Genomic DNA, 15,233 nt, shown 5'->3' with positions numbered 1-15,233 from the left:
TGGCATAGAATGTTCCAGGGGAGTGACAAACATTAAAATTATACCGCAGGTTTTAGCTGGAATCCCAAATATTCTGACGGAATCAGGGGAAATATTGAAATGCTTGAAAAATAGAAAAAGAGGCAAAAATTTGGTTGGAGAAGCATTAGAAAGAAATTATTGGCGTGGATTAATTGCCGTTAAAAAACCAGGCCGCGCCTCCTGCTGGTTAGGAGGAATTGTCAGGCAATTTTATGGTGGTTTAGAGATAATTTGTTGAGGGTGCTCAATCTAAATCACTATCCAAATGAGAAGATTTTTTGCTTTCACCTGTTTACGGGTTCTGATTGTCGGCATGACAATATCCTGTAATGAAACCAGAAATGCGATCCCAGTAAGCCATCCAGGGGCTGGTAGTGCGGCTCCTGAACATAGCTCAATAAAATCCTCCGATCTCACAGAAGAAGAGCTGGTAAGGCTGGTAGCTGAGTATGTGTGGTTTATCAGAGAGAATCTGATCAAAAGAGACCGGACATACTCTCTGACCGAGAATGAATTAAATGCCTTGCGGGACGCCCAAAGTGACCAGGAATTAAACCGAGCCATAAGCAGCGTGGGAGGAAATGGCGGAGCCATTGTCAGGAGCTTTCCGGATTACCGCCAGCTGTCAAAGTCTTTCGAAGACCAAAACCTGGATGTGGAGCACATTTCTAAACTCGTTGCGGAGAAAATAACGGAGAAAATGTATCAAAATCGATTTGGTACCGCAAATATGCCTCATTGTGCGGGGCTGTGCAGTCAGCAATTGAATATCGACATGGAATCGTGTGAGAATGCATTGGCTTTGGAGATCGGAGCGACTTTGGTAGCGGGCGCTATTTCGGTTGGAATGGTAAGAGCTGGCGGATTTATTTTTGCAGTCGGAACCTATTTCAATTGCGAGAGCACCGCATTTGCGAGCTTCGATGTTTGTTCTATCAACTGAGGGATGAACAAATCAGCGCACTTACTGATCTGATCAAAAAGCTTGAAAAATAAAAAAAGGAGGCAAAAAATTGCCTCCTTTTCGGGTTTGGAATGTCGGGCTTAAATTAAGCCATTTCCATTTTGGACGCGTAGCGCTTGCGCTCGTTCTCGTCCAGGTATATTTTACGCATACGCATGCTGGTAGGCGTTACTTCAAGATATTCGTCTTTTTGGATGTACTCCATCGATTCTTCCAGAGAGAAATTGATTTTCGGAGCGATACGCAGACCGTCGTCCGTACCGGAAGCACGCATGTTGGTCAATTTTTTCGCTTCCTGCAAGTTTACGACGATATCGTTCGGGCGGTTGTGCTCGCCGATAACCTGTCCACCATAAATTTCATCACCCGGCTCTACGAAGAAACGTCCGCGATCCTGCAATTTATCAATGGTATAACCCGTAGCAGGTCCTGTATTTTTTGAAATGATAGAACCACTGATACGTCCAGGGATTGGTCCGCGGAAAGTACCGAATTCTTTGAAGCGGTGCGTCATAACGGCTTCACCTTGTGTCGAAGTCAACACGTTGGAACGAAGCCCGATCAGACCTCTTGAAGGAATGAGGAATTCAAGGTGTTGCAAATCTCCTTTCGGTTCCATGATCAGCAACTCGCCTTTACGCTGTGTTGCCAATTCGATTACTTTACCAGCAGTTGCTTCCGGTACGTCCACCACCAATGTTTCGATTGGTTCCAGGCGCTCGCCGTTTTCATCTTCTTTGAAAAGAACCTGAGGCTGACCTAATTGCAATTCGTAACCTTCGCGACGCATTGTTTCGATCAATACCGACAAGTGAAGGATACCACGTCCGAAAACAAGGAATTTATCTTCCGTATCCGTAGGCTCTACGCGGAGTGCAAGGTTCTTTTCAGTTTCTTTCATCAAACGGTCACGAAGGTGGCGTGATGTTACAAACTTGCCTTCTTTACCGAAGAATGGAGAGTTATTGATCGTGAAAAGCATGTTCATAGTAGGCTCATCCACGGCAATACGAGCGATTGGCTCAGGATTTTCAAGATCGGCAATAGTATCACCAATTTCGAAATCTTCAATACCTGTTACGGCACAAATATCACCCGCAGAAACTTCCGCAACCTTCACGCGTCCAAGACCTTCGAAAGTCTGAACTTCTTTTACTTTCACTTTCTTGATCACACCGTCGGCTTTGCAAAGAGACAATGTAGATCCTTCTTTGATGGTTCCTCTTTTCACACGACCGATGGCGATACGGCCAACGAATGCGTTGTAGTCAAGCGAAGTGATTTGCATTTGCAAAGTACCTTCGTCGATAACCGGTGCAGGAATGGATTCGATGATCGTATCCAGCAAATAGGTAATATTATCCGTTGGTTTCTGCCAATCCGGGCCCATCCATCCTTGTTTTGATGAACCATAAACGGTCACGAAATCCAATTGGTCTTCGGTAGCGCCCAGGTTAAACATCAAATCAAAAACGTTTTCCTGAACTTCTTCCGGGCGGCAGTTTTCTTTATCTACTTTATTGACAACCACGATCGGTTTCAACCCCAAATCGATGGCTTTGCCCAATACGAAACGGGTTTGTGGCATCGGGCCTTCGAATGCATCGACCAGCAACAATACTCCATCCGCCATTTTAAGTACGCGTTCCACCTCTCCACCGAAGTCTGCGTGACCTGGTGTATCAATTACATTGATTTTTACATCTTTGTAACGCACCGATACGTTCTTGGAAACAATTGTAATCCCACGCTCACGTTCCAGATCGTTGTTGTCGAGGATCAGGTCGTCGAACTCCTGATTGTCGCGAAACAGCTTTGACGCGTGGATGATTTTGTCGACCAAAGTCGTTTTACCGTGGTCAACGTGCGCAATAATTGCGATGTTACGAATGGCTTGCATTGTTTTATAGATCAGTTGTTTACGGCATTGCTACGAAATGGTTTGAACTACGTGCAATGGCCGCTTGGCTTTTGTCTGGATGGAATTCGGCCAAACAGGGTGCAAAGGTACGTACTTTTCCTCTGAATAACAGTATTTTACAATTAAATAATTGTTATCCTGTGAAAAAGAGCCTTTAAACTAAAAGAAGTGCAAAATAGGGAGGGTATGTCAGAAGTCGGCCGCTTCCTTTTCCGACATCCGGTAAAGGTTGTCCGGATCGAAGTCGACGCCATTGCCCCATGTGAGGGTGCCGTATGAGTCGAGTTGGCATAACATAGTGTGTAAGTTAGAATGTCAAAGATACGAAGAATCCAGGTTGCAACCCATTTTGCATTCGCCCGTGCGTTTCGTTAATTTGTAAGGATTGAAATACCATTAAACCTCATGATGAACAAAAACATTCTGGCTGGATTATTCCTGTCTGTCAATACTTTGGCTTTGGCACAGGACCACCTGCCGCAGGACGATGCAGCCAAATATGCGGCAACCATAACGCCCTCCGATCTGAAAAAGCACCTTGTTATTATCGCTTCCGATAGCCTCGAAGGCCGTGATACCGGCTCGCCGGGCCAGAAAAAGGCTGCCGAATATGTTTCGAAATATTATAAACAATATGGATTGCAGCCTATTGCAACCGATACCGACGGTTCTAAAAGCTTTTTGCAGAAATACAAATTGTACAAACGCGGCTGGGGTGAAGTGTATGTGAAGGCAAATGGAAAGAAATATGAGTTCAATAAGGACTTCTATTTGAACGGCCTGCTCGATGTTCCCGAGGAAGCCAGTACGGATCTGGTTACGGCGGGTTACGGAATCGAAGACGGAAGCTATAACGACTATGCCGATCTGGATGTGAAAGACAAGTCTGTCGTGATCTTCGATGGGGAGCCGAAAACTTCGGGCGGCAAATACCTCATCACCGGCAATTCCGAGAAAAGCAAATGGAGCGGCTCGGTTTCCTGGCAGGTGAAAGCCAAGCTGGCGCGCGAAAAGGGCGCGAAATATGTATTCATTATTACCGATAAAACGGGAGAGGATCTCGACAAGGAAATCCGTCAGCGCGCGGTAATGGCCCGCCGTTTCAGCGCACCTACTTTGAAACCGGTGCAGGAAAACCCGTCGGGAACGGCGGCGTTTGTGGTTTCGGCGAAGGTAGCGGCAGAAATGCTCGGTACATCGGTTTCGAAACTGAACAAATTGAAATCCGGGATCGATAAGTCGGGTAAGCCGGTTTCGAAGGAATTTACCGGGATGGCTGCATTGAAGGTCGGCCGCGTGAGCGAAACCATCGACACCGAGAATGTAGCTGCATTCATGGAAGGCTCCGACAAAAAAGACGAAGTACTCGTGATTAGTGCGCATTTGGATCACATTGGTATTTCCGAAAATGGTGAAATCAACAACGGCGCGGATGACGACGGATCTGGAACGGTGTCGCTGCTTGAACTGGCGGAGGCATTCAGCAAAGCCAAAGCCGAGGGTAAAGGACCGAGGAGGAGCATTCTCTTTCTGAATGTTACAGGGGAAGAAAAGGGGCTTTTCGGCTCGGAATATTACTCGGAAAATCCGCTGCTGCCGCTCAAAAACACAATTGCCGACCTGAATATCGATATGATCGGCCGCGTGGATGAAGCGCATAAGAACGATCCAAGATACGTGTATGTGATCGGCTCGGACAAACTTTCTTCGAAACTGCACGAGATCGGCGAGGAGGCTAACAAGAAATACGTCAACTTCAAACTCGACTATACGTTCAACGATCCGAAAGACCCCAACCGGTTCTACTACCGCTCCGACCATTACAATTTTGCCAAAATGGGCGTTCCGGTGATTTTCTATTTCACCGGGGTGCATGAAGATTACCACCGTCCGGGCGATGATGTGGAGAAAATCCTTTTTGACAAGCAATCCGAAATCGTGAAGTTGGTTTTCCATACTGCCTGGGAGTTGGTGAACCGTGATGAGCGCATTGTGGTGGATAGTCACAAGGAATAGTGTTACGGAGAAAGGAAGGAGGAAGGGTGTTTTTAAACTAATAATAGGGATATGAACCGGTTTTTGTTGTTGCTCGTCTTTTGTGCGTTAAGCATCGTCTCGCGGGCGCAAGTGCCTGCGGAGAATTCGTTGCTTTGGGAAATCAGCGGTCGCGGGTTGGCAAAGCCTTCGTATTTGTTTGGGACCATTCATCTCATTTGCCCGACCGATTTTTCGCTGAGCGATTCCCTGAAAAGCACCCTTGCGCGCACGCAGCAGGTGGCGTTGGAAATGGATATGGACGATCCGGGCATGATGGCCGGGATGATGAAAGCGATGAATATGACTGCCGGTAACGAGTTGAAAAAGCTCGTTACCGAACAGGAATACCAGCGACTCGACCGTTTTTTCAAAGATTCCGTACATGTGGGGCTTGCGATGTTCGAGCGTGCGAAGCCATTCGTGCTGATGGGGCCGCTATTCAATGCGGTGCTGGATTGTCAACCGCAATCTTATGAAATGGCGCTGGTGGAGCTGGCCGGCAAACAGAAATTCGAAGTGATCGGTATCGAGACATTGGAAGAGCAAATGGCCATTTTCGATACGATTCCTTACAAAGATCAGGCGAAAATGCTCCTTACACTTGTTGACAGCCTGCCTTCCGCCCGCAAGGAATTCAAAAGCCTGGTTGCATTGTACAAGGCACAAAATATCAACGAACTATACGGTATGACAATGAAAAGCGAGTTCGGAATGGAAGGCAACGAGGAAGTAATGCTCTTCTCCAGAAACCAGAAATGGATTCCCCGCATACGCAGGATCGCCAGCGCGAAACCGACGTTTTTCGCCGTCGGAGCAGCGCATTTGGGCGGGGAAAGAGGGGTGATTGCGTTGTTGAGGAAGGAGGGGTTTGTGGTTAGGGCGGTGAAATAACAGGAATATTTTTTGAAATCAGGACTGGAAGAAGTTAAACAGCATATAAATCGTTCGTTGGTAATTCTTAGCAAGCCATTTGTACATTGGTAATGTTTTGGAGTGGGTTATGAGTATGTAAGTAGCTAAATTGATTTGTTGAAGCGCTTACTTATCTACACACACAATGGATACAAATCAGGATAGCTATGACCTGGTGATTGATGAGGATCGCCATACATATAAGTTTGTCAGTGAAGGTCCGCGGGGAAAAATTCAGAAGGTAATTGCTTTTAAACCGATTTCGGGGATTGAAGGTTATTATAACCTGTCTTTCGGAGATTGGAATGAAGTGATGCAAAAGATAAATGATTCGGTTGTTACAAATAATCTGGATACCGTAAAGGTCCTTGCGACTGTTGCGCAGGCAATCGATTCTTTTCTGGCGGCGAATCCTGGTGCGATAATATTCGCCTCAGGCAGAGATCCCGCGAGAAACAGGTTGTACCGGATGAGTATTCAAAAGTATCTGGGAGAAATAAAGAACCGTTTTGTTCTGAGAGGTTGCTGTAACAAAAAGTGGCGGCCTTTCAAAAAGGGACTCGACTACGATGCTTTCACATTATTCCGCAGATGACAGTTATTTAAACCAGCTAAATGAACGAGTATGGAAAATCAGCAAACCGAGGTTCTGGAAGGAAGCAAGGAAAACTTTGCGCATTCGTTTCCGGATTTGTCAAATGACCCTTTTATACTGAGCAAGGAAAAGTTTGCTATTGAGTTTTTGACAAAATATCCTATCCCGAAGCACCTGTTGCCGAAAAACAGGAATCGCGCGGATACTAAAATCAAAACGCCGAAATCCAGCGGGTAACCCACTCGGGACTAAAAAATAGCATGAGTAACGCAACCAGGAACAACCCGGCGACCAACTTGCCGGACGCGCTGTTGTTGCTCACGACCGCCTCGGCCCTCACCGTTTTGAAAAACAGCAGGTAGGGTAACCGCATATAATAGGCCAGAGAAACGGCAGCGTTCAGAATGCCGCCGACGAGCAGCCACAACATCCAGGTCAGTTCCTGGTCGTGGTAGCTTTCCCAAAGGGCAGAGAATACGAGTAATTTAGAAGTAAAACCGCCGGTAGGAGGCAAGCCTGCCAATGCGATCATCACGACCGTGAGAATACCGGAAATCCACACGTAATTGCGGCCCAGGCCTTCGTAATCTTTGAGTTCGGTTTCTTGCCTCGGTTGCAGGAGATCTACGAGGAAGAAAGCGGCGAGGTTAATGACGAGATATGCGGCAGTGTAAAACACAGCAGCTTCGAAGCCGAAGCGACTGTATGCGGCAATGCCCACGAGCAGGTAACCGGCTTGCGCAATGGAGGAATAAGCCAGCAAACGGCGTGCATTACTTTGCCAAAGGGCAGCAACATTGCCGATGGTCATGCTGATCAACGCGATTCCGCCTAAAACGGGGAAATATTGGGCAGGTAAAATGCCAGCCAGGCGCATCAGTACCAATATAACGGCCGCTTTGGGCGCTACGGACAAGAATGATACCAATGGCGTTGGCGCGGCTTCGTAAACGTCGGGTGTCCAGATGTGGAATGGTACCAGCGACAGCTTGAAAAGCAGGCCGGCGAGGGTCAGTACAATGGTCACCGTTACCACGAGATCGGAATTGTTGCTGAGGGCGACGGTCATCGCGTCGTTGGTAATGTCGAGCGTGCCGCTGAGGCCATAAATGAGCGAAATGCCGTATAGCATGACGGCAGAACTGGCAGTGCCGAAAAGCAGGTATTTAATGCCGCCTTCGGCTGCTTTTTTGTAGGGAGATAATGCAACCAGCAGGTAAGAGCTAATGGAAATCAGTTCCAGCGAGAGGTAAATCGACAGCAGGTGTGTGGACATTGTCAGCAAATGCATACCCGCCACGGCGGCGATCAGCAATGCGTGGTACTCAGCCGGAAACTCGTATTTCAGGATGCGGACGTGCAGCAAAGTGAAAATCCAGGCGAGTGTAATCAGGATTTTAAAAAATACGGCCTGCCGGTCGAGGAACAACAGGGGCTGGAAGCGGAACGAAGGTTCTACATTCCATTGACCGATAACTAGCAATAAGGCGATGAAACTGCCTGCAAGTGCTACATTTAACAAATAGGACGTCGATTTTTCTTTGCCGAAACGCTTGGTGAAAATCAGTTCGGTGAGCAGGAACAGACAAAAGAATAGGGCCAGAAAAATTTCAGGAATGATTCCGCCGAGGCTCTGGCGTATATGTATGAGCTGGTCGTTGATGTCCAAGAGAGCAGGTACAATTTTTGTGCAAAAGTACGGAAACAACGGCTTCCAATCCTCGAACTTATCAAATTAACCAACTTAAATCATGAAATATCTGCTAAGAATTTTCCCGCTGGCATTCTGCATCATGAGTATTCATGCAAACGCGCAGGATTCGACGGGATTGGCCGGAACGCCTTATCAGGAAACACAACTGGCGGCGGGGGATAAGTCCCCTTATCTTTTGAAAGAATGGTATTCGGGGACTGTGCGGACGAACGACGATCGTGTTCACGATGGCGTCCAGCTACGGTACGATTACCTGAAAGACGAGGTGGAGTACAAAGCCGGCTCGAATCTATACCGCGTTTCAAATGGTGTGACCGAATTCACGATCCCAAGCGGCGTAGAATTGTATACCTTCAAAAACGGTTATCCGGCAGTGGAAAATCAAACCGAAAAGAGTTTCTACCGGTTGCTTTATGATGGTAATACCAAACTTTTGAAAAAATACACGAGCCCTATTAAAGTGGAAAAAGCCAGCGCCACAAGGGAAATGGACGCCGGCGCAAAATTGTATTTGTTGAAGGACGATAAAATGAACCCGGTCCAGCTCAGTAACCGCAACAGTTTTCTCAAACTGCTTACCGATGAAAGGAACAAGCTGAACTACGTCATCAAAGAGCAGCAGCTGGATTTCGCCGGAGAAGACGACCTGATCCGCCTGCTGGAAGAATATGATTCCTACAAGGCCGGACGCGGAGGTAACTAGCCTACTTTTCCACAATCCATCTGTTTACACTATTATATTTCCCTTCGAGCACGATCTTGAAAAAGCCGGAAGGATATTTTGAAATGTCTATTTCGGCTTTTTCATTGGTCACATCCACCTCATCCATGAGGTAGTAGAGGTCGCGGCCACCTTTTTCGAATTGGTTCGTTGTTGTCAGCCAGATTTTTACCTTGCCTTCTTTGTCCACCGCTTTCCAGGAGACATTCACCTTGCCGCCTGATTTCTGCATAGCGGGTGCCGTTACCGAGAGCTTTCCTGTAAATGGAACGCCGTCTACCTCAAATGCCTGGTCTTTTGGAATATTGATATCCATATGCCTCGCCACCGTCGGGAAAATGTCGACAACGCCCGGTGTTTCTTTGAAATTAGTATTCAAATCTTTCGCATTGGTAACGATCCACGTGCTGCGCTCGCGGTCGCTCTGGCCGCCGTGACCTTTGCCGGTTTTGGCGTCGCGACCGTGGTCCGTGGTGACTACGATAAGCCAATCTTCGTTAAAAGTTTTCTCGCGGTATGTTACGGATTTCCAAAGGCGGCCCATCTGGTCGTCCATCATTTGGATCGCTTTGTGGAATTGCTCGCTATCGCCGTATTTATGGCCCATATCGTCGGTGTATTCGAGGTAAACCCACGACATATCCGGGCTATTGGCGTGAATATAAGCAGCCGCTTCATCCACCACTTTTTCGTCAATTTTGTGGATGTATTCGCTTTGCCTGTCGTGTTTGAAATGCACGGTATCGAGTTCAAAACCGTCGAACGAGTAATCGATTTGCAACTTGTCGGTTTGCGGCAGGTTGGTACCGACGAGCTTGGTGCGGTTATCGAGCCAGGTCGAGAAAATGGCGGTGCGTTTCTGCGGATATTGCGCTTCCATGAAGCGGAAAAGCGTCCAGTAATTGTAGTTCGGGTCTTTAATATCATTGTCCCAAACATTATGCTTGTTCACCCACGTGCCCGTCAGCAAGCTGTTGTATCCTACCGCCGAAATGGTGGGAGTTTGCGAGTAGGTACCCTTACCGCCGCCTACGTGTGCGCGTGTGTAGCCACCCACCTTCGCGATCGCGTCCAGGTGCGGGGTCGCGATCTTTTCCTTGCTGTCGCTGGAAATGCCGTCCACGATCACAAAGACGACTTTTTTGGATTTAGCAGCCTGGGAGAAGGCTTCCGGGGCAATGATTGCGGCCAACATTAGCCATAACAGAAAGGAAAAACGGGTTTTCATAAATTGAATGACTGTTTAATAAAAAATCCCTCAAATTAACGGCTAATTCGCCGAATTTGAGGGATTTTAAGACTAAGAAATTATTATTAAATCAAAATTTCTTTCCTATTTCTTATGGACTTACCGGTTGTTCCGGGGCTGTGCCTGTTTTCTTCTTTTTACCAAATGCATACACGATCCCGAAATGGGTTTTAAGCACGCCGCTGTCGAACTTGTCCTTTACATACGGATTGAGTTCCAGTGCGAGCATAATGCGGCGATTCACCGGAAGCGGGGCAATGCGCACTCCCACATTCATTGAATAGCCGTCGATCGTGATCAGATCCGCGTCGGCATCGGCAATGCGGTACAAGGGATTTAGCCTGAGGCCTCCGCCAATGTACCACTGTACAACCTCGCCTCTTTTCAGGTTGATCATCGGCAGCAAATCGATGCTGAGGCTGCTGAACAGCGAGTTGGTTTGCAGCCGTGTATCGAGCCAGATCACATTTTTTGCATTCGTGCTGACGGTCAGCAGATTGCTCCATGGATAGTAACCTACTGTGGCCTGTGCCCGGAGTTTTCCCAAACTTGCCAGCAGCATTACCGTCAGTACAAAAACAAGACGTTTCATCGAGGAGAGTTTATTAGCGGCGCATCGCTTTTCCCAGCTTGCCTGCCGCCTGCATGGTATTCATTTTCTTCATCATTTTCCGCATTTCATCAAACTGTTTGATCAGGTTGTTGACTTGCAGAATAGTGGTACCACTACCCGCTGCAATGCGTTTTTTGCGGCTACTGTCAATCATATCGGGGTTTTCGCGTTCCTTTTTGGTCATCGACTGGATGATCGCCTCGATCGGTTTGAACGATTCGTTGTCTATATCGAGGTTTTTGATAGCGCTGCCCATTCCAGGGATCATACCGATGAGGTCTTTTACATTACCCATCTTTTTGATTTGCTGCAACTGGCCGAGGAAGTCGTCAAAATCGAATTTGTTCTGACGCATTTTGGCGTTAATGCGCTTCGCCTCGTCTTCGTCGAATGCCTGCTGGGCGCGTTCTACGAGGGAGATCACGTCACCCATACCGAGGATCCGGCTCGCCATACGATCAGGGTAGAAGGAGTCGAGCGCCTCCATTTTTTCCCCGGTACTGATGTATTTAATCGGTTTTTCAACGATCTGACGGATAGAAAGCGCCGCACCACCGCGGGCATCACCGTCGAGTTTGGTGAGTACGACACCGTCGAAATCGAGTCTCTCATTAAATGTCTTGGCCGTATTCACCGCATCCTGACCCGTCATCGAGTCGACCACGAAGAGGATTTCAGAAGGTTTTACAGAAGATTTAATGTCTTCCACCTCTTTCATCATCACTTCATCCACCGCCAAACGGCCCGCCGTATCGACGATCACGATTTTCTTGCCCGACTTTTTCGCATAGGCAACCGCATTCTGCGCAATGTTGACGGCGTTTTTGTTCTCAGGCTCCGAATATACCTCCACGCCGATCTGCTCGCCGAGTACTTTCAGCTGGTCGATCGCCGCCGGGCGGTACACGTCGCAGGCGGTAAGAAGCACCTGGCGGCCTTGCTTTTTAAGTAATGCGGCAAGTTTTCCGGAGAAAGTCGTTTTACCAGAACCCTGCAAACCTGCGATCAGGATCACCGCCGGATCGCCTTTGATATTGATCCCCTCGGCATTCCCGCCCATCAGTTCGGTTAGCTCTTCCTGCACGATTTTGACGAACATCTGCCCTGGCTCGACAGAAATCAGGATTTTTCTGTCGATGGCCTTTTCACGGATGCGGTCGGTAATTTCTTTGGCTACTTTGAAGTTAACATCGGCGTCGACCAATGCCTTACGTACTTCCTTAGTGGTAGCGGCAACATTTATATCTGAAATCCTATCCTTTCCTTTTAGTGTACGAAAGGCGTTATTAAGCTTGTCCTGTAAGTTTTCAAACATGGAATAATATCTATGAATCTGAACCTGAATTTGAAATAAAACACAAAGGTATAAATAAAATGAGGAGTACAGGAAAGTAACCTCCCGTACTCCTCAATATTCAATGGTTCGAAGCTCCCGCTTCGGCCTTTTATTTTCGAAGCTCCTGCTTCGGGGATGCCTATTGCTTCACCGCAACACTCAATTCAGCTGGTTTCGGCGCCTGAATGCCGTCGATCGCGAACTGCCGGCTGATGCCCTCGTGCACATTATAGTAAGTTTCCCAATAGGTCGCGCTGGGCGTCCACACGCGTACGTCGAAGAAAATGGCGTTTTCGGTCAGTTTCGTTACCAGGATGTCGTGCTGTACATCTTTCAATGCCGTTGGGCAGGCGTCTACTGCCTTTTGCACCGAAGCCCGGATCTTATCCACGCCATTCTGGCTTCCTGCGGCAAATACCATATCGACGCGGATTTTACCTTTTCCTGAAATATTGGTGATCGGCGAAGTGGATAACGCTCCGTTCGGAAGGATAATGGTCCTGTTGTCAGGCGTTACCAGGATCGTGTTGAAGATCTGCACGCCTTCGACCGTTCCTGTAAATCCCTGGGCATTGATCAGGTCGCCTACGCGATAGGGCTTGAAAATCAGGATCAGCACACCGCCAGCGAAATTCGCCAGGCTGCCCTGTAATGCCAAACCCACCGCCAAACCGGCCGCACCGAGTACCGCCACGAATGAGGAAGTTTCGATCCCGACAATGCCTGCGATGCTCAGTAGCAGCATGACATTCAGCAACACGACGATCAGTGAGCTCAGGAAGGGCTGCACATCACGGTCAACCTTGCGTTTTTCCATCACGTTGCTGAGCATCGAACTGATTTTGCCCACAATAAAGCGGCCGATGATAAAGGCCAGGAGTGCGAGCAGGATCTTGCCGCCGTACACTGTCGCGAGCGTCCAGATCTGCGCTTTGATAAAGTCAAAGTCCATCCGTTGTAGAGGTTTTGTTGATAAGATGTGAATTGTGTGAAACGATGTGACTGCAATTTGCATTCGGTTGCAAAGTCACTTATTCCGGGGACATTATCAATGGGACAGGCAAAATCTTCCGGTAGAAATTGTTCTATTCGAGGTTGTAGCAGCATGAAAAAAGGGTGAGCGACGGCCGGTTACCATCTGCTCACCCTTTGGTGTATACTTTGAGTATTGCTTACTTCTTGAATTTTGCGGCGATCCAGCGGAACATTTTCTTTTCCTTTTCCCAGAAAAACGAGAACTGGCCCAGCAGGAAACCGTACAACAACAACAAACTCTGGTAGGTCGGGAAGATGAACAGAATGTAAGTAATGGTTTTAAGCCACATCGGCGTCGTGTCGTCGTAGCCGAGGAGGTAAAAAAGCCCTTTCCGGAGCCACACTACCGACGAGCCCGACAAACTGAAAACTGCGAGTACCAACAAAACCTGCCTGGTTGTTTCCAATCCCCATTTTTCCTGCATTTTGCCCAACCAGGGCTGCGCATTCTTTTCTCCGCTTTGCATATATGTTATTGTATTGACTGCGACTGAATTTCCTGCAAAGAAACAACGCGAATCGCAAAAATCCTTGGTTTTAATGAAGGTTTAATAGCTTAGTTCGTGAAAGGCGGACCATTTATTTAATCTTCAAAAACACCAGCAACCCCAGTACGCTTACAATCAAAACACTCGCCGCGGCGGCGGTCATGACGGCGTCACGCGCATTCTTGCCCAGGAAATCCAGGCCGCTGTATTTGTGCAGGAATGCGAAGCTGAAACCCTCGCGGCGGTTGCGGTCTTCCACTTTGGTCGAGAGGCGACTGGTGGTGGTTTCGATGTAATAGGTGGTGTGATCGGGCGTATCGTAGGCCAGTTTTACGACCGGCAGCCTTTTATTCACAAAACCATATTCACCGGCGAAACTCGTCACCAAAGACGCTTTTTCAACTTCCGCATCCGAAATGGGCGATGAAATCTGCGCTTCCATCAGATCACAGCAGCTTTCGGCATTGCGTTCTTCCTGCGCGGCGAACTTGCGCGCGAGGTATTTCGCGAAACGGATGTTGCCGTCGTCCAGCTTTTTGCCGTCTCGGATGTTGGTGTAGTCGATCACCGTTTTGTCGGTTTCCCAGTCTTTCCGTACAGTTTGCCAGAATATGTTTTCGCCCCATTTGATTAACCCAATATTGGTAACGCCTTTGAGGTCGATCATCGATGCCTGGGCGATTTCCCGGGTTTTGATCACCGGATCGTAAACATATTTCAGGCGCTGGTCGGGATCGAGTTTTTGCACCGCGTGATAGGCACCCGAGAATGCAAATGTAAATGTGAAAAGGCTGCACCAGATGCCGATCGAGCGGTGGTATTTACGCAAAATGCCCCGCTGATTGCCCGAACGTGCGGTTTTAAACTTTTTCCACATTAACCCGTAAACCAAAATTCCGGCGACTGCGGAAAGAATAATGAGGCTCAGGAATGTCACCATGACCGCAATGCGGATCGTATTGTTGGTGATCATATCCATAAAACCCCAGTTATGGAACGTACCGAATATCCAGATGAACGCTTTACGTCCCTTGTCGTTGAAGGTAGCGAAGCGGCTCTGGCCTGTTTCGACATAAATATCCATCTTCCGGTCGTCGTCGAAACTGACTTTCCAGACCGGCAAAAACCGGTTCACATATTTGTACTGATCCGTGAATTCGGTCAGTAATGTGCTGGAAATGAGCTTCGATTTCGGTTCGCCAAGCATGTAGCGGGCCATATGTTCGGCATATTTCCGGTCGCCGTCGGGCAGTTCGGCTCCTGTTGAAGTATTGAAATACCTCAACTTATCGTTGACGCCTTTTACCTGGTACCAAGCTTTTCCTTCAAACTTGATCAACCGGAAGTTCTTGAATTCGGTGATTTTATTTTGGGTGAAAACTTGTCCGGGTTGTAATGCAACGTCGCCCGGCGCCACTGGCTCGGCTTTGTAAAACTCGTGGGCAATGGTTGTTTTGAACCAATGCGACATGAACGGGTGCATGACGCCCGAGGCGGTCCAGAAAATGGTAGGAACAATCGCGAGCAGCCCCAAAATGCGGTGCCAGCGGTAAATGTTCCGGCGGATCGTTTTTTCAGCCCTTGCCTTGAACGACTCCTTTGGTTGAATAGCAATTTCCTCGATCAT

General features: G+C 48.0%; 14 protein-coding genes. 6 read left to right on the top strand and 8 right to left on the bottom strand.

Annotated features, from left to right (window positions below; all coding sequences use genetic code 11):
* The first annotated feature begins 22 nt into the window (after positions 1-22).
* Positions 23-259: a hypothetical protein gene (locus tag BMW93_RS35245; protein WP_143061708.1), complete on the top strand. Its 237-nt coding sequence runs from the start codon at positions 23-25 to the stop codon at positions 257-259.
* Positions 260-286: 27 nt separating this feature from the next.
* On the top strand, positions 287-964 hold the full coding sequence (locus BMW93_RS23015; RefSeq protein WP_090381857.1) for a hypothetical protein: 678 nt from the start codon (positions 287-289) through the stop codon (positions 962-964).
* A gap of 106 nt (positions 965-1,070) precedes the next feature.
* On the opposite strand, the gene typA is transcribed toward BMW93_RS23015, so the two are convergent.
* On the bottom strand, positions 1,071-2,885 hold the full coding sequence (gene typA, locus BMW93_RS23010) for a translational GTPase TypA (RefSeq protein ID WP_090381854.1): 1,815 nt from the start codon (positions 2,883-2,885) through the stop codon (positions 1,071-1,073).
* Positions 2,886-3,311: 426 nt separating this feature from the next.
* On the opposite strand from typA, the gene BMW93_RS23005 reads away from it, so the two are divergent.
* The 3 genes from BMW93_RS23005 (at position 3,312) to BMW93_RS22995 (ending at position 6,450) form a co-directional block, all read left to right on the top strand.
* Positions 3,312-4,922, top strand: coding sequence for a M28 family peptidase (locus BMW93_RS23005; RefSeq protein ID WP_090381852.1), 1,611 nt, complete (start codon positions 3,312-3,314; stop codon positions 4,920-4,922).
* 51 nt (positions 4,923-4,973) lie between these two features.
* Positions 4,974-5,834 carry a TraB/GumN family protein gene (locus tag BMW93_RS23000; protein WP_090381848.1) on the top strand — a complete coding sequence of 287 codons (861 nt, stop codon included), beginning with the start codon at positions 4,974-4,976 and terminating at the stop codon, positions 5,832-5,834.
* Positions 5,835-6,000: 166 nt separating this feature from the next.
* Entirely contained in the window at positions 6,001-6,450 is a 450-nt protein-coding gene (locus BMW93_RS22995) for a DUF6934 family protein (RefSeq protein ID WP_090381844.1), read from the top strand.
* 211 nt (positions 6,451-6,661) lie between these two features.
* Here the strand turns inward: BMW93_RS22995 and BMW93_RS22985 are convergent, their stop codons facing one another.
* A complete protein-coding gene (locus BMW93_RS22985; RefSeq protein WP_090381840.1) occupies positions 6,662-8,119 on the bottom strand; it encodes an NADH-quinone oxidoreductase subunit N in 1,458 nt (485 codons plus the stop codon).
* A gap of 82 nt (positions 8,120-8,201) precedes the next feature.
* On the opposite strand from BMW93_RS22985, the gene BMW93_RS22980 reads away from it, so the two are divergent.
* On the top strand, positions 8,202-8,867 hold the full coding sequence (locus BMW93_RS22980; protein WP_090381837.1) for a hypothetical protein: 666 nt from the start codon (positions 8,202-8,204) through the stop codon (positions 8,865-8,867).
* Between the two features lies 1 nt (position 8,868).
* Here the strand turns inward: BMW93_RS22980 and BMW93_RS22975 are convergent, their stop codons facing one another.
* The 6 genes from BMW93_RS22975 to BMW93_RS22950 form a co-directional block, all read right to left on the bottom strand.
* Positions 8,869-10,113 (bottom strand): alkaline phosphatase family protein, encoded by a 1,245-nt coding sequence (locus BMW93_RS22975; protein ID WP_090381835.1) that lies wholly within the window; start codon positions 10,111-10,113, stop codon positions 8,869-8,871.
* Positions 10,114-10,225: 112 nt separating this feature from the next.
* Positions 10,226-10,726, bottom strand: a complete 501-nt coding sequence (locus BMW93_RS22970) for a hypothetical protein (RefSeq protein WP_229240715.1) — start codon at positions 10,724-10,726, stop codon at positions 10,226-10,228.
* A gap of 13 nt (positions 10,727-10,739) precedes the next feature.
* The gene (gene ffh / locus BMW93_RS22965; RefSeq protein WP_090381833.1) at positions 10,740-12,062 is read right to left on the bottom strand and encodes a signal recognition particle protein; all 1,323 of its coding nucleotides are present in this window, start codon (positions 12,060-12,062) and stop codon (positions 10,740-10,742) included.
* Between the two features lie 160 nt (positions 12,063-12,222).
* The gene (locus BMW93_RS22960; protein ID WP_090381831.1) at positions 12,223-13,035 is read right to left on the bottom strand and encodes a mechanosensitive ion channel family protein; all 813 of its coding nucleotides are present in this window, start codon (positions 13,033-13,035) and stop codon (positions 12,223-12,225) included.
* A gap of 220 nt (positions 13,036-13,255) precedes the next feature.
* The gene (locus tag BMW93_RS22955; protein ID WP_019944969.1) at positions 13,256-13,585 is read right to left on the bottom strand and encodes a DUF6787 family protein; all 330 of its coding nucleotides are present in this window, start codon (positions 13,583-13,585) and stop codon (positions 13,256-13,258) included.
* A 112-nt stretch (positions 13,586-13,697) separates the two neighbouring features.
* A complete protein-coding gene (locus BMW93_RS22950; RefSeq protein WP_090381829.1) occupies positions 13,698-15,233 on the bottom strand; it encodes a PepSY-associated TM helix domain-containing protein in 1,536 nt (511 codons plus the stop codon).

Origin of the sequence: Dyadobacter sp. SG02 (assembly GCF_900109045.1) — a bacterium.
Classification (GTDB): Bacteria; Bacteroidota; Bacteroidia; order Cytophagales; family Spirosomataceae; genus Dyadobacter.
Note: the sequence above shows the minus strand (reverse complement) of the source record. Positions and strands in the feature narration are given on the sequence as shown.

What these genes read in the sequence shown, in the direction of transcription:
- BMW93_RS23015 (WP_090381857.1), top strand. Translation starts at nt 287, where the DNA reads ATGAGAAGATTTTTTGCTTTCACCTGTTTACGGGTTCTGATTGTCGGC.
- typA (WP_090381854.1), bottom strand. Translation starts at nt 2,885, where the DNA reads ATGCAAGCCATTCGTAACATCGCAATTATTGCGCACGTTGACCACGGT.
- BMW93_RS23005 (WP_090381852.1), top strand. Translation starts at nt 3,312, where the DNA reads ATGATGAACAAAAACATTCTGGCTGGATTATTCCTGTCTGTCAATACT.
- BMW93_RS23000 (WP_090381848.1), top strand. Translation starts at nt 4,974, where the DNA reads ATGAACCGGTTTTTGTTGTTGCTCGTCTTTTGTGCGTTAAGCATCGTC.
- BMW93_RS22995 (WP_090381844.1), top strand. Translation starts at nt 6,001, where the DNA reads ATGGATACAAATCAGGATAGCTATGACCTGGTGATTGATGAGGATCGC.
- BMW93_RS22980 (WP_090381837.1), top strand. Translation starts at nt 8,202, where the DNA reads ATGAAATATCTGCTAAGAATTTTCCCGCTGGCATTCTGCATCATGAGT.
- BMW93_RS22975 (WP_090381835.1), bottom strand. Translation starts at nt 10,113, where the DNA reads ATGAAAACCCGTTTTTCCTTTCTGTTATGGCTAATGTTGGCCGCAATC.
- BMW93_RS22970 (WP_229240715.1), bottom strand. Translation starts at nt 10,726, where the DNA reads ATGAAACGTCTTGTTTTTGTACTGACGGTAATGCTGCTGGCAAGTTTG.
- ffh (WP_090381833.1), bottom strand. Translation starts at nt 12,062, where the DNA reads ATGTTTGAAAACTTACAGGACAAGCTTAATAACGCCTTTCGTACACTA.
- BMW93_RS22960 (WP_090381831.1), bottom strand. Translation starts at nt 13,035, where the DNA reads ATGGACTTTGACTTTATCAAAGCGCAGATCTGGACGCTCGCGACAGTG.
- BMW93_RS22955 (WP_019944969.1), bottom strand. Translation starts at nt 13,585, where the DNA reads ATGCAAAGCGGAGAAAAGAATGCGCAGCCCTGGTTGGGCAAAATGCAG.
- BMW93_RS22950 (WP_090381829.1), bottom strand. Translation starts at nt 15,233, where the DNA reads ATGATCGAGGAAATTGCTATTCAACCAAAGGAGTCGTTCAAGGCAAGG.